This window comes from Marinospirillum minutulum DSM 6287, assembly GCF_000422325.1.
In the GTDB taxonomy this organism is placed as follows: Bacteria; Pseudomonadota; Gammaproteobacteria; order Pseudomonadales; family Halomonadaceae; genus Marinospirillum; species Marinospirillum minutulum.
Window position 1 is genome coordinate 210,618 of record NZ_AULO01000011.1, and the last position, 14,530, is coordinate 225,147.

The 14,530-nt window shown below is 43.6% G+C and carries 14 protein-coding genes; 6 read left to right on the plus strand and 8 right to left on the minus strand.

From position 1 onward, the window contains the following. Positions 1-6: 6 nt before the first annotated feature. A complete protein-coding gene (locus H571_RS0106270; protein ID WP_027848562.1) occupies positions 7-408 on the plus strand; it encodes an ectoine synthase in 402 nt (133 codons plus the stop codon). On the opposite strand, the gene bioD is transcribed toward H571_RS0106270, so the two are convergent. The 4 genes from bioD to bioF are packed head-to-tail and all read right to left on the minus strand — an operon-like array spanning position 405 to position 3,795. Further along, entirely contained in the window at positions 405-1,076 is a 672-nt protein-coding gene (bioD, locus tag H571_RS0106275; RefSeq protein WP_027848563.1) for a dethiobiotin synthase, read from the minus strand. The genes H571_RS0106270 and bioD overlap by 4 nt on opposite strands. Positions 1,077-1,090: 14 nt before the next feature. After that, entirely contained in the window at positions 1,091-1,897 is an 807-nt protein-coding gene (bioC, locus tag H571_RS0106280) for a malonyl-ACP O-methyltransferase BioC (protein ID WP_027848564.1), read from the minus strand. Then, the gene (locus tag H571_RS0106285) at positions 1,890-2,618 is read right to left on the minus strand and encodes an alpha/beta fold hydrolase (protein WP_027848565.1); all 729 of its coding nucleotides are present in this window, start codon (positions 2,616-2,618) and stop codon (positions 1,890-1,892) included. Before H571_RS0106285 ends, bioC begins: the two co-directional genes overlap by 8 nt. After that, positions 2,611-3,795 carry an 8-amino-7-oxononanoate synthase gene (gene bioF, locus H571_RS0106290; protein ID WP_027848566.1) on the minus strand — a complete coding sequence of 395 codons (1,185 nt, stop codon included), beginning with the start codon at positions 3,793-3,795 and terminating at the stop codon, positions 2,611-2,613. Before bioF ends, H571_RS0106285 begins: the two co-directional genes overlap by 8 nt. A gap of 93 nt (positions 3,796-3,888) precedes the next feature. On the opposite strand from bioF, the gene H571_RS14435 reads away from it, so the two are divergent. Then, positions 3,889-5,241 (plus strand): adenosylmethionine--8-amino-7-oxononanoate transaminase, encoded by a 1,353-nt coding sequence (locus H571_RS14435; RefSeq protein ID WP_084482709.1) that lies wholly within the window; start codon positions 3,889-3,891, stop codon positions 5,239-5,241. Position 5,242: 1 nt separating this feature from the next. On the opposite strand, the gene H571_RS0106300 is transcribed toward H571_RS14435, so the two are convergent. Continuing rightward, positions 5,243-6,808, minus strand: coding sequence for a sensor domain-containing diguanylate cyclase (locus H571_RS0106300; protein ID WP_027848567.1), 1,566 nt, complete (start codon positions 6,806-6,808; stop codon positions 5,243-5,245). Between the two features lie 83 nt (positions 6,809-6,891). After that, positions 6,892-7,815, minus strand: a complete 924-nt coding sequence (locus tag H571_RS0106305) for a histone deacetylase family protein (protein WP_027848568.1) — start codon at positions 7,813-7,815, stop codon at positions 6,892-6,894. A 124-nt stretch (positions 7,816-7,939) separates the two neighbouring features. Between H571_RS0106305 and H571_RS0106310 the strand changes: the two genes are divergently transcribed. Next, complete coding sequence (locus H571_RS0106310) at positions 7,940-10,669, plus strand: bifunctional acetate--CoA ligase family protein/GNAT family N-acetyltransferase (RefSeq protein WP_027848569.1); 2,730 nt, start codon at positions 7,940-7,942, stop codon at positions 10,667-10,669. 12 nt (positions 10,670-10,681) lie between these two features. Here the strand turns inward: H571_RS0106310 and pdxH are convergent, their stop codons facing one another. Next, positions 10,682-11,335, minus strand: coding sequence for a pyridoxamine 5'-phosphate oxidase (pdxH, locus tag H571_RS0106315; protein WP_027848570.1), 654 nt, complete (start codon positions 11,333-11,335; stop codon positions 10,682-10,684). A 68-nt stretch (positions 11,336-11,403) separates the two neighbouring features. On the opposite strand from pdxH, the gene H571_RS0106320 reads away from it, so the two are divergent. Further along, positions 11,404-12,093: a cytochrome b/b6 domain-containing protein gene (locus H571_RS0106320; RefSeq protein ID WP_027848571.1), complete on the plus strand. Its 690-nt coding sequence runs from the start codon at positions 11,404-11,406 to the stop codon at positions 12,091-12,093. Positions 12,094-12,144: 51 nt separating this feature from the next. On the opposite strand, the gene H571_RS0106325 is transcribed toward H571_RS0106320, so the two are convergent. Next, positions 12,145-12,606 carry a c-type cytochrome gene (locus H571_RS0106325; RefSeq protein WP_027848572.1) on the minus strand — a complete coding sequence of 154 codons (462 nt, stop codon included), beginning with the start codon at positions 12,604-12,606 and terminating at the stop codon, positions 12,145-12,147. Positions 12,607-12,936: 330 nt separating this feature from the next. On the opposite strand from H571_RS0106325, the gene H571_RS0106330 reads away from it, so the two are divergent. Further along, entirely contained in the window at positions 12,937-13,713 is a 777-nt protein-coding gene (locus tag H571_RS0106330) for a MotA/TolQ/ExbB proton channel family protein (protein ID WP_027848573.1), read from the plus strand. Positions 13,714-13,719: 6 nt separating this feature from the next. Then, entirely contained in the window at positions 13,720-14,529 is an 810-nt protein-coding gene (locus H571_RS0106335) for a flagellar motor protein MotB (RefSeq protein ID WP_027848574.1), read from the plus strand. Position 14,530 lies beyond the last annotated feature (1 nt).

A 14,530-nucleotide genomic window follows, 5' to 3' on the forward strand; every position in this document is an offset into this window, starting at 1 on the left:
TGATTTATGTTTGTTAGAAACTTAGAAGAAGCACGTAAAGAAGGCCGTATGGTTACCGCTGAGGGCGGTAACTGGGATTCAACTCGTTTAGTTCTAGCTGAAGACAAGATGAACTATTCGTTTCATATCACCCGTATTTACGCTGATACTGAAACCCCCATTCACTACAAGCACCACCTAGAAACGGTTTACTGTATTGAAGGTGAGGGCGAAGTAGAAACAGTTGCGGATGGCAAAATTTGGCCTATTAAGCCAGGTGATGTGTATGTGCTAGATAAACACGACCAACACCTACTAAGAGCCAGCAAAACCATGACTTTGGCCTGTGTTTTCTACCCAGCCATTACAGGTACTGAGCGTCACCGTGCTGACGGTTCTTATGCGCCAGCGGATGAAGTAGAAAGCTAGGCTAGTGTTAAATAGTTAGCCACGGCTTTAGCTGATGCCTGCTCTAAATAGGGGACTTCTCCTAAACAAGGTGCAGGCATTAGCTGTTTTAAACTGGCTAAATTTTCTTCCAAGTACGAACAATTAGCATCAACTCCATTCGCAACCCAGCCTGCCAATTTTAAACCATCATTTATAATGGCTTCTGCAGTTAAAACAGCATGGTTAATACAGCCTAATTTTACCCCCACCACTAAAATAACCGGTAGCTTTAAAGCGATAGCCAAGTCAGATAAAAATGCTTGGTTGCTTAAGGGAACCCGCCAACCACCTGCGCCTTCTATTAAAGTTAAATCGGCTTGCTCTTGTAAAATAACTTGCGCTGCTGAGTATAAATCACTGACATTTAGCTCAAGGCCCACTTCTTTAGCTGCTAAATGGGGTGCAATCGGTGGAGCAAAAGCGTAAGGATTTACCGCTTGATAAGCCAGTTTAATACTGCTTTGTGCCATTAAAGCTAAGGCATCACTGTTGCGTAAACCTTGTTTGGTCATTTCACAGCCCGATGCCAGCGGCTTCATAGCCAAGGTACTTAGTTGCTGTTGCTTGGCTGCATATAAAAAACCTGCTGCAAGGGTTGTTTTACCTGCATCAGTATCAGTACCGGTAATAAAATAAGCGGCTTTCATTCAGGTATTTTGCCTTAAATTTTTCTTAAAATGCCATAAACAATTTGCCAGCTAGCAGGCAAACCCTGAGGTTTACGGAAACTTTCGTAGCCAGCTAAAAGGCGTTGATAGCCTTGTCTGCTGATAAGCCCAGCGGCGCGGCCAGTTTGAATAGAGTCTGCACCCAACTGTTTGAGTTCATTCGTTAATTCAATAACTTGGTTATAAAAATAAAGGTGCTTATGGCAATGCAGGTTAATTACTTGTAAGTCGCAGGCATTAATAAGGCTTTGATACTGGCTGAACGAGCGAAACTGGTTAACATGCCTTGCTGTATCCACGGCTTGCCAACTTAGATTAAGCTCAACAAGCGAACCTTCAGCAACACTGGTAAATAATAAAACCCCACCAGGCTTTAAAACGCGTGTAACTTCAGCTAAAACCGCAGAAAAATTACCACACCACTGCAAGGCTAGGCTGCTAAAAACTAAATCTTGGCTAGCCTTTGCTAAGGGAAGCTGTTCAGCATCGGCACATAAATAACTAACCTTAAGCTTACGTGCCTGAGAAACACGCAACATGCCTTCAGCTAGGTCTAAGCCTATTCCTTTTGCTGCTGACCATTGCCTAGCTAACTCTTGGCAAAAATAACCTGTACCACAACCTAAATCTAACCAGTTATTAACCTCAAAATTGGGGTTTAAAGATGAATTGCCTAAACCCAACAGTCGATTACCTACGGCTTGTTGCAAATGGGCAACCTGATCATAACTATTAGCAGCACGTGAAAAAGCTGCGGCTAGCTGCTGTTTATTCACTTGTGCTTCTTGAAGTTCAAGCATTGGACTTATCCAAAATAAAAGCGGCTAGGTGTTTAGCTAGTAAACGTGGTTCTGCAATAGGGCTGGCATGGCTTTGGCCTAGCAAGGCGACCCTGGCCAGTGGGTTTAATGCTTGCAAATCACTGGCGACTTTAGAAGGCACTAAAGCATCTTTGCCAGCCAATAAATGCAACTGCCGCCCAGTAAAGTCTGTGATAGCGGGGCGATTGTCTAAATTAGCCAGTAAATTTAACCCTGCAAGGGCAGTGGCAGTGTTTTGTACTAAAGCCATTGCTGGTAATTTTTTATCTAACAGACGAGCTTCTTCTGCTCCTTGGCTAGAAAGCAGGCTAAAGCGCTTTAATCCTTTGGATAAATCTTCTTGGCATAACTGATAAAAGGCATCAAAAGTGTTGCTATCCAAAGCATTGGGCCAGTGTTTATTGGCTAGAAAACAAGCATTGCTGGCATAGCTAATCACACCAGCACAAGCAGTTTGCCGCTGGGCAGCCAAGGCGGTGGCCAACATGCCGCCTAATGACCAACCAACCAGCCAAGAATTTTGGGGTAATTCTTTATCCAACTGCTGAACAAGCGCTTCAGGGCATTTATCTAACGGGTTGGGTAAGGGGTGAAGTTGCAAGTTAAAGCTAGGTAAAAGGCGTTGCAATTCATCAAGCAAGGGTTGCAATGCTTGGCTTTTTAGCCCCCAACCGGGTAACAAAACCAGCGGGTTAGTCATGGTTTGCTCCTAGTTTGCAAGAAGCTAAGGCATTTAATAGCAGGTCTACTTGTTGGCTAGTATGGGCTGCGGTTAGGGTAATGCGTAAACGAGCAGTAGCTTTAGGAACGGTAGGTGGACGAATAGCAGCGACCAAAATACCTTTTTGGCGTAATTGACTAGCTAGGACTAGGGTTTTAGCTGAATCACCCACAATAATGGGCTGAATAGGGGTGTTGCTAGCCAGTAAATTCAAGCCTAAAGCTTGAGCGCCAGCACGAAATTGTTTAACCAGTTGGGTTAGTTGTTCTCTACGCCAAGTTTCTTCTTGTAAGAGTTTTAAACTGGTTAAACTGGCATAGGCCAGTGCAGGGGGTGAGCTGGTGGTGTAAATGTAAGGTCTGGCAAACTGAATTAAAGTTTCAATCACTTCATTGCTGGCGGCTACAAAAGCACCGGCTGTACCAAAAGACTTACCTAGAGTTCCAACCAAAATTTGTACGTCTTCTTTACCCATGCCTTGGGCTTCGACTAGGCCACCGCCCTTTTTACCCAGCACACCAAAGCCGTGGGCATCATCCACCATTAACCAAGCCTTGTTAGCTTTGGCTAAGGCAGCTAATTCTGGCAAGGGAGCTAGGTCACCATCCATGCTGAATACACCATCAGTGGCTATCAGTCTATTGCCTTGGGCTGCCGCTAGGTGTTTGGTTAAGCTTTGGGTGTCTTTATGCAAATAGCGTCTAAAACGTGCACCCGATAAAAGCCCAGCATCTAGCAAGGAAGCATGGTTTAAGCGGTCATGCAGCAGGGTATCGCCTTGGCTAAGCAAAGCAGTAATCACTGCTAAATTAGCCATATAACCACTAGACAGCAATAAAACCCGCTCATAGCCAGTAAATTCAGCAAGGGCAAGCTCTAGCTGGTGATGCGGTTGGCTATGCCCTATAACCAAGTGAGAAGCACCGCCACCCACACCCCAACGCTGAGCACCTTCGCTTAAAGCAGCTATGACTTGGGGGTGATTGGCTAAACCTAGGTAGTCATTGGATAAAAAAGCCAAATAGTTTTTACCCTCAATTTGTATTTCTGGTTGTTGCGGGCTTTCTATTAGTGATCTTTGTCGAAAGAGATTTTCTGAACGGCGTTTAGCTAGCCGTTCAGTAAGACCAAAGTTACTTGTTAAAGAAGAATTCATGCCATTTGCTCAAGGTCTAGTCTAGCGTGTAAACTGTAATTAAATATAAGGTTAACAGCCTGTAAAGCTAGAGTCGATGCCTTGGAGAAAATTTTGAGTCGAAATAATCAGTGGATGCAACGTGATTTAGCGGTTTTATGGCACCCTTGCACGCAAATGAAAGACCATGAAACCCTACCCCTAGTGCCTATTCGCAAAGGCCAAGGAATTTGGTTAGAAGATTTTGATGGCAAGCGTTATTTAGATGCGGTTAGCTCTTGGTGGACAAATATTTTTGGGCATTGTAATCCGCGTATTAATGAACGCATTAAGCAGCAACTAGATGAGTTAGAGCATGTCATTCTAGGCGGGTTTAGCCATGCACCTGTGATTGAGCTTTCTGAACGCTTAGTGCAGCTAACGCCTAAGGGTTTAGACAAGGTTTTTTATGCTGACAATGGTTCTTCAGGCATAGAAGTGACTTTAAAAATGAGTCACCACTACTGGCAAAATATGGGGCAGCCTAAGAAAAAGCGTTTTGTGACTATTTCTAATGGCTATCATGGTGAAACGCTCGCAACTTTAGCCGTAGGTGATGTAGCCCTTTATACCCAAACTTATAAAGCTTTGCTGATGGATTGCATTAAAGTGCCCAGCCCTGATTGTTACCACCGCCCAGAAGGGGTGAGTTGGGAGGCTCATTCACGCACTAGGTTTGAATACATGCGGCAAACACTAGAAGAAAACCACCAAGAAGTCGCCGCAGTTATTTTAGAGCCTTTGCTACAAGGCGCCGGTGGTATGCGTATGTATCACCCTATTTATTTAACTTTATTGCGTGAAGCTTGTGATTATTATGGCGTGCATTTAATTCTTGATGAAATAGCTACTGGCTTTGGTCGAACGGGCAGCATGTTTGCTTGTGAGCAGGCAGGTATTACACCTGACTTTATGATTCTGTCTAAAGCTTTAACTGGTGGTTATTTGCCTATGGCAGCCATTTTAACTTCTAATCAGGTGTATGACGCTTTTTATGATGACTACGACACCTTACGCGCTTTTCTGCATTCACATACTTATACCGGCAACCCCTTAGCCTGTGCCGCAGCCTTGGCCACCCTAGATATTTTTGCTGAAGATAAGGTAATAGAAAAAAACCAACTGTTAGCATCTAAAATGGGAGAGGCAACAGAACACCTAAAAGACCACCCTTATGTGGGTGAAGTAAGGCAAACGGGTATGGTGTTAGCAATTGAAATGGTTAAAGATAAAGCGACTAAAACACCTTTTGCTTGGCAAGAAAGGCGCGGCTTGCAAGTGTATAAACATGCTATGCAGCAAGGTGCGCTTTTACGGCCTTTAGGCAATGTAGTGTATTTTTTGCCGCCTTATATTATTACGCCTGAGCAAATTAGCTGGCTAGCTAAGGTGGCAACCGAGGGCATAGATTTAGCAACCCAAGGTTAACCTAAGGTTTAGTGCTGCTTATATCTTGGAAACCCTTGCTGGTATAAAGCAGTATGCGGTTACGACCCGTACGTTTAGCGCTATACATAGCTTGGTCGGCTGCTTTAACTAGGCTATCAGCATCTTCAAATTGTTGATCTGGGTTGTTTGGCTCTCTTAAGTCATGTACTGCTAGTCCCATAGAAGCTGAGATATAAATGTCTTCTTTGTTATGGCTAAGGAGCGGTGTAATTGCTAGGTGTTCTTGTAGCCGTTTAGCAAAGATAAGGGCTTTTTCTTGGCTATAGCCTGGCATAAGTACCACAAACTCTTCACCACCATAACGCCCAGCCATACAGCCAACATCAAGCTCTTGTTCAAGTGTTGAAGCAAAAGCGCGTAGCGCGGCATCGCCTAAGGCATGGCCATACTGGTCATTAATGGTTTTGAAAAAGTCTAAATCTATAAAAACAACAGCTAAGCAGTTATCTATGCTTGGCATAGTGGCAAAGTATTTGTTTAGTTTCTTTTCAGTAAATTGACGGTTAAAAATACCAGTTAAAGGGTCTTTCTTTAATTGCTCTTTTAGCTTTTCTGAATTTTTACGTAATTCATCAATTTCACGCTGCTGCTTTTCTAGTTTTTGCATCATGCGTAGATTACGCTCAACCAAAAGCTGTTTAGCTTCTTGTAATAGGTTATAAGTGTCTATCTTGGCTGGTGCGCTTATTTCAAATAACTTAGTAACTTCGGGTAGCTTATCTTGAATACCTAGGAGTAGGTGACTAAATTGCTGTTCGTCCATACCTAGATAGTCTTGGCTAGCCTGGTAAGCCAGGGTCATGGCCATTTCTTGGTTATCAGACACCCAAGGGTCAGCTAGTAGTCCTGACAAGGCTAAAACTTTTTCTGTCGTAGCGCTTGCTGGTATTTTTTTTGCCATTTGATGGCTAGAGGCGATAAGCCGAGTGTATTTTTCGGGTAGTCCCCAGAGTGTACCTAACCAGTAGCCAACATGAAGATGGCAGGTGCCGTATTCTCTTTCTTCAAAGGAAGCCAGTTGACGGTGTGAACGGGAGCTGTGGAAAATTACACCATAAATATCAGGGTCTAGCTCGTTTAATGCCAGCATTCCTATGTCTTGAATTATGGCGGCTAGGAAGGTGGTTTCTACATCAAATTTAAGGTTTAGTTGTTTTTTTACTTCTCTAACAACCATGCCACTAATAACAGAACGCTTCCAGAAGGTGTCTAAACACATGCCATTTCTTTTTTGTTTAGAGTGGCGTGTAAGCCCAAAGCTTAGTGCTAGAGAAAGCGCTGAGTCCATACCCATTCGATTAATGGCATGTTGTAGGCTGCTGTGTTCATCACTACCATAAAATACCGAGTTGGCTGCCGATAAAATTTTAGCGCTAAGGGAGGGGTCACTGGCGATAAGTTCTGCTAAATCGCTTGTGCCAGCACTAGGTGAGCGTGCCAGCTCAATTATTTTAAGTGCAATAATGGGTAGCGATGGTAGGGTTTTACAACCCTTAAGCTTTTCTAATAAGGCGTCTGGCATAACAGGCGCAGTAAATTCTGGCATTCAATGTATCCTGAATAGCTAAGATCCTTTAGTGTTCACTATACAGCACCCAGCCAACCCTGCAAAAGTTAGCTAGGTTATTTTTACATTTTTTGCAAAGCTTCTATATGACGATGCACAGAGCGGGCTAAAGAATTCAAATCATAACCACCTTCAAGCACTGAAACCAAGCGTCCATCACACTGACTTTTTGCTTGATCCATTAAAAAGTTGGTAATCCAGTGGTAGTCATCGTCTTCTAAATTAAGTTCACCCATAGGGTCTTCGCGGTGGGCATCAAACCCAGCTGAAACAAGAATAAGCTGTGGCTTGAACTTTTGTATTGCTGGTAACCAACTGGCTTCAATAGCACGACGAAATTCTAAACTGCCAGAATGGGCATCTAGCGGTGTATTTACGATATTTTCCCATTCGGTTTCAGCATAGCGCCAAGGGTAGAAGGGGTGCTGGAAGCTGGAGCAAACAAGTACACGCGGGTCATTACGAAAAACATCCACTGTGCCATTGCCGTGATGAACGTCGAAATCAAAAATAGCGACTCTATCTAACTTGTGATGCTCTAAGGCATGAAGTGCGCCAACAGCCACATTGTTATAAAAGCAAAACCCCATGCTTTCTACCCGCTCAGCATGGTGACCGGGTGGGCGAACCGCACAAAAAACGTTATCTGCTTGGTTTTTGAATATTTGATCGACACCACGCACCACGGCACCCGCAGCATAGGAGGCTGCTTCTAAAGACCTAGGTGCAAGTAGGGTTTCATCTTCAATGCTAGTGAAACCTTCTTCTGGTAGGCTGAGCTGCAAAGAACGCACGTGGGCTTTGGGGTGAGCACGAAATAGCTGCTCGTCAGTCACTGGGCGTGCCTTATACTGCATGAGCTGGTTCATTAAGCCACTAAGCTTTAGCTGCTCAATAATTGCATTTAGGCGCATCGGATTCTCTGGGTGCCAAGGCCCCATATCATGAAGTGCGCAGTCTTCGTGAGTGATAAACGATGTAATCATGTTAAGGTCCGTTTAAGTTTAGATAGAGTGTAATCTTGTTGCGGATTAATGGATACTGGGCAAACGTCGCAAGGTTTGCAAGAATATTAAGTAGATTAAACCAATTCAAGCATGGAGGTTATAGATGAGCACACGTTTTTTAAGGTATTTCTTTGAGCCAAAAAGCCTAGTGGTTCTAGGTGCTTCAGAAAAAAACTTTAGCCTGGGTGGGCAGGTTGTAGCTAACATGCTTGATGCCAAGTTCCCTGGCGATATTTGGGTAGTAAACCCTAAGCCCTATGAAACAGTGCATGGTTGCCCCTGTTTTGATGAAATTACTGAACTACCCAAAATACCCGATTTAGCCGTTGTTTGCTCACCGGCTGCAACTGCCCCCGATGTTGTTGCTGAACTGGGGCGGTTTGGCGTGAAAGCGGCTTTGGTTTTAACGTCTAACCAAGGTCACCGCCAAACTAACTATAAAGCACGTTTGTTAGAAGCGGCTCAATCATCCGGTATTCGTGTTATGGGGCCTGAGTGCATGGGTATTCTGGTTCCATCACGCAAGCTCAACGCTAGTTATGCGCCACAAAACATTAAGCCGGGTAAAGTTGCCTATATCGGTCAATCTGGCATGTTAGGCAATGCCATTATTGATTGGGCTAATGGGCGGGGTATTGGGTTTTCGCACCTGATTACCCTAGGTGATAGCGTTGACGTGCGTTTAGCTGACGTTATTGATTACGTTAATCGTTATTCTGGTGCACAAGCTATACTGCTGCACTTAGAAGACGTGCCCGATTCCCGCCATTTTATGACGGCAGTTCGTGAAGCTTCGCGTAACAAGCTGGTCCTAGTTATTAAATCGGGCCGAACCATGGAGGCTCAGGGCGACCCGGATGTTTTTACTCCTGGATTAATCAACCGCGACCCTATCTATAACGCTGCTTTTTCTCGTGCGGGTATGGTACGAGTTGATAATAGCGAAGAACTTTTTGATGCCCTAGAAACACTCACCCGCATGAGGCCTGTAAGGGGCGGGCGCTTGGCAATTATTAGTAATGGGTTAGGGCCAAGCATGTTGGCGGTTGACCGTTTAATTCACCAAGGTGGTAATTTGGCTGAACTAACAGAGGAAACCCAAGCAAAGTTACAAGACTGGCTGCCCAGTGACCGTGAGCGGGTAAACCCTTTAGATATAGGGGGTGGGGCAACACCACAAATGTTTGTAGAAGCAGTGCAAATGGTAACGGAAGACCCCGGCGTTGATGCAGTGCTGGTTGTTCATGCTCCAACACGTTTAGCACCAAGCAAATCAACTGCCTTGGCTTTAATTGCTAATAAAAAACTATTCAAGCGCAACCTCTTAACTAGCTGGATGGGTTTAGAACATGCTATTCCTGCCCGCCATGAATTTAATTTAGCTGGTATACCAACCTACATTTCACCTGAAAAAGCCGTTCAGGCTTTTATGCACCTAGTGAACTATCAGCGTAACCAGCAGCTTTTACAAGAAACGCCGCCTAGCCTACCTTTTGAAACCACACAAGATTCAAGAAAGGAAGTACGTGACCTGCTAGAGGCAGTTGCAGCTGAAGGGCGTGATCATTTAAGTCACGAAGAAACTCATCGGCTTTTAACTGCCTATGGTATTGAAGTTGCGCCTGTGCTTTATCCTAAGTCGCTTGACGAAGCAGCGGCTATGTCTGCACGTTTTCCAGGGCCTAAGGCATTAAAAATTAACCATAGCGCTAATTCTTACCCTTTTGTTTACCGTAAGCACCCACACAGATTTTCTTCTGGCCTGTTACAAGATTTAGAAACCGAAGACGATGTGCGTAATGCAGCCAAGCGGCTAGTAGATAAAGTAGAAGAAAAGTTCCCAACAAGTAAGTTTCATTCTTTTGTGCTACAGCCGATGCAACGTGGTAAGCATTCGATGCAGCTTAACTTAGGCATTACCCGTGACCCACTTTTTGGCCCTATTATTCTTTTTGGAATAGGCGGTTACAAGGTCAATATTCTTGTTGATCGCCAAGTTGCCTTGCCGCCTTTAAATATGAGCTTGGCTAAAGACCTAGTGATGCGTAGCCATGCAGGGCAGCTAATAAAAGAGCATAGCAATGATCCAAAAGATGATTTAGAAAGGGTCTGTGTTTTATTGGTTAAGCTTTCACAGCTTTGTTCAGATATGCCGTTAATTAAAGGCTTAGAAATTAATCCTCTACTACTTAACAGCCAAGAAATGTTCGCCATAGATGTACAGTGCGACTTAGGTGCACCTGCCTATCATGCCATTATGCCTTACCCAGAAGACCTGCGAAAACTTGCAGAGCTTAAAGATGGTAGAGCAGTAGAAGTTCGGCCCATTCGTGGTGAAGATGCCGTTGCTTTATTGCGTTTTCATAGCCGTTTATCAGAAGAAAGCATACGTTTCCGTTATTTTCACAACAAGGCTGACTTAACCAAGCGAGACTTATCTTTACTTACCCAAATTAATTATGACCGCCAGATGGCATTTATAGCAGAAGAATTGAAGGAAGATGGTAGCCGTGAAATTCTTGGCGTATCAAGAATTTGGACAGACCCAGATAACATTCGTACCGAGTTCTCGGTCATTATTCGTGATGACTTACAAGGTTTAGGTTTAGGCTCATTACTGATGAATGCCATAATTGACTATTCTCGCAGCGTTGGTACTTTGGAAATGATTGGTAAAATAATGGTAGAAAACCACCCCATGCGGGGGCTAATGAAGTACCTAGGCTTTAAAGCAACTTACAATATGGAAGAGCAGGTTATTGATGCAGTACTACCACTCAATGAACCAACAACTGAGTGGCAGCAACACCGATTAAATAATGCTATAGATTAATTAGACACAGGGCTAGGGAGAAAGCCGCTCTCTAGTCCACTGCTGGTCTTCTGTATTTAACTTGAAGCGAAGACGATCATGAAGGCGGCTAGGTTGACCTTGCCAAAACTCTATACTGGTAGGAATAACCTGATAGCCACCCCAGTGAGGAGGGCGAGGTAAAATATCGATGCCTGCATATTGTTCAGTAATTATCGCCTCACGTTCATTTAACGCTTCGCGACCTGTAATTACTTGGCTTTGTTCCGAAACCCAAGCGCCAAGTTGGCTTTCGCGAGGGCGGCTAGTGTAGTAGTGATCAGACTCTTCTTCACTTAATTTTTGCACATAACCTTCAACCCTTACTTGGCGTTCTAAGAGTTCCCACCAAAAAAGTAGCGAGCAGCGTGGGTTGTTTTTAAGTTCTTCGCCTTTGTCGCTTGTATAGTTGGTGTAAAATACCCAGCCCAGCTCTTTAGAAAAACCTTTTAAGAGCACAATGCGGGCTTTAGGCTGACCTGCTGCATCTACGGTTGCTAGGGTCATAGCATTAGGGTCAAGCGTTTCTGTTTTAGCTGCTTCAGCCATCCAACGGTTAAATAAAGCAAAAGGACAGGGTCCGGCGTTTGCTTCTGCTAGGTCATTGGCCTTATAAACACGCCGCATGTCTGCTAATTCGCGATTCATCTTGCTATCCTCTTGCAGTAAAGTAAAACTAGTTAACAACCTCAACTTAATTTAGGAGCTTCTTATTAATGACACCACCTAATACCAACCAGAATATCAAAGTATGGGACTGGTCTATACGAGTTTTTCATTGGTCTTTACCCTTACTGATATTTTTACTTTGGTTTTCACAAGATCAAGGGGAAATGGCACGTCATTTTCTTTTTGGTCAAATCTTACTAGCTATGCTGGTTTATCGCGTTATCTGGGGTTTTATAGGTACACCCTATGCAAGGTTCAAGCATTTTTTGTATGGACCTAAAGCTTTCTTAGCTTATTTTAAGCATTTTTTTTCTAGCAATAAACCTCGCTACTTAAGCCATAACCCTATGGGTGGCTTTATGGTTTTAGTGTTAATGGGTGGTGTCATCTTTCAGCTAGTGACAGGCCTTTTTACTACCGATGATATTTTTACCTTTGGGCCTTTGTATGAAACAGTCAGCCGTTCTACTTCTGCTTGGATGTCGCGCTGGCACTATTTGTTTTTTGATTGGTTGCTGATACTCATTGGCTTACATCTAGCCGCTATTTTGTTATACAAAATACGGGGTGAAGGCTTGGTTAAGGCTATGTTTAGTGGCAAAAAAGCAGCCTCTGAGCAGGATCAAGACCAGTTAGCTGCGAATGCAATGCAAAGCTTCCCTTGGTTACGTTTTGTCTTGGCTGTTGCCCTTACTTTGCTGGTTGTTTTTATTGTTTTCCATGTAGATTACGCATAAAAAAAGCCCCAAGTGGTTCTAAACCACTTGGGGCTGAGTGTAAGCTAAGTATTATTTAGCGCGGTAGTCATCGTGACAACCTTTACAGCCTTGCAAAACAGCACCAACTAGCGGACGGGCACTTTTTGCATCAAAACCAGGCTTGCCAGATGCTTCTATTAATTCACCTAGTGCCTTACCAAAAGTTTGACCTTTAGATTGGAAGTCTTCCATGTTGCTCCAAGCCGCAGCTTTTAGCTTAGACTCTTTAACATCGCGGGTAGCTGGGAAATAGGTATCACCCAACATAGGTGCAATTTTACCTAGGTTGTTTGCACGCTTATTAATCTCAGCAGCATCAAAAGGAATTTTACCTTGTACCATGCCGCCCATTACACCGGCTTGTGCTGAAAAAACTTGATAAATTGCTTGGCGGTACTTAACAGCATCTTCAGCTTTGAATAAATCTGCCGACTGTACACCAGTGCTGCCTAAAAAAGTCAGTGCGACTAGGGCGATTGCTTTCTTGAACATAGCGAGAACTCCATTTAATTATTGGGGTGGGTATTTATAAGTGGTTGCTTAAGGAAGGAGGAACTTTACAATAAAACCTTGCTTTACGCAAAAGAATACCGTTAATAGCAGGTAAACACTTAAGAAAACGTAATAAGTATTTTTTAAGCACTTTTTACCTAAAAGCACCAAGCGTGTTTTTAAGTAAAAAAATATTATTGGCAGCAACAAAAGCCTTGTTTCTAGGGCTGTTCAAACGGTGTAAGACTGTTATTATAGGTCACTGCGACTTGATAGCTTGTCTTAGGATTAAGCAAATAACCGATGTAACTAAAACTTAAGGATCGCAATATGGATCTTGCTACACTACTTGGCCTGGTACTGGGATTTACGCTCATCATCTTGGCTATCGTAACCAGTGCCGACCTAGGCTTGTTTCTCAGCCTTCCTAGTATTCTGATTGTAGTAGGTGGTACTTTTGCCGCAGCTCTAATCAAGTTTCGGGTACAAAGCTACTTAACAGGGATAAAAGAAGGGGTGTCTTCTGCCTTCTTCGATCGCAGTGACAATCCACGTGAAATTATTGCCCTAGCTAACCGTCTTTCGCGCATAGCGCGTCGTAATGGTCTTCTAGGCTTAGAAGATGAGCCAATCGACAACCCTTTTTTCCAAAAAGGGGTACAAATGTGTGTTGATGGTAGTGCGCCAGAGTTTATTCAAGAAGTACTCCAAAAAGAAATGCTGCTAACCATTGATAGAAAGTCGGTGGCCGAAAAGGTGTTTCGTGCTTTTGGTGATCTAGCACCTGCCTTTGGTATGATAGGTACTCTTGTTGGTCTAATTGCCATGCTTAACAACCTAGATGACCCAACAAAGCTGGGGCCGGGTATGGCTTTAGCACTTATAACTACCCTCTATGGTTCAGTATTAGCTCAGCTCATTTTTATTCCTTTAGCCGACAAGCTAGAAATGAAAAACGATGAGTTAAGAAACAACATGGCTCTCATTGTTGATTCAGTAATGGGTATTTACAACGGTATGAACCCACAAGTGCTTGATGAGCTACTTGAAACCTATCTACCTGAATATCAGCGTGGCGCCATGAACATGACTGAAGAAATAGAGTAGCTATTTATGAGTAAGGGAGCATTACCAGAAAAAAAGAAAAAAGAAATCAAAGGAACACCCATTGCCCCTTGGATGGTGACCTTTGCCGACATGATGACACTCTTGTTGGTTTTCTTTGTTCTTATCCTATCTTTCTCTACCATGGAAGTAGAAAAGTTTCGTGCTGTCTCCATGGCCTTGCAGAACTCTTTTGGTTTTCAAATGATGAATCCACTGAATATGATTCCAGTGGATAACCCGCCTCGTACAGAAAATATCATTGCACCTATCAAACCTGAGCCACCTACCACTGAAAATACAGGTATGGAAAATCAGCTAGATTCTTTAGGCAACCGATTACAGACCAACTTCATTGATGAGATAGAGCGGGGACTAATTATTGTTGAACAGGATGAAGACCACATTATTATCCGTTTCCCCGATGATGCAGCTTTTGGCTCTGGAAGTGATTGGTTAGAACCACAAATGGTGCCAATTATTCAAAGGGTAGGTGACTTGATTTCAGACTTTGATATGTACGTGGTGGTTGGTGGTCATACCGATAATATACCCATTAACTCTGAGCGTTACAGATCTAACTGGGAGCTTTCTTCAGCACGTGCCACTTCTGTCGCTCATGAACTAACATGGATGAGCGACCTTAACGAAGAATACCTTTATGTCGTCGGTAATGGTGATGCCAGACCTATAGCTTCTAACGCTACACCAGAAGGGCGGGTTAAAAACCGTAGAGTAGACATTCTACTTATGGAGCGTGATCTAACCGAAGAGCGCGAAGTTTTCCAAGGTATTCAGCAAATTCCAACCTATCGCTAAT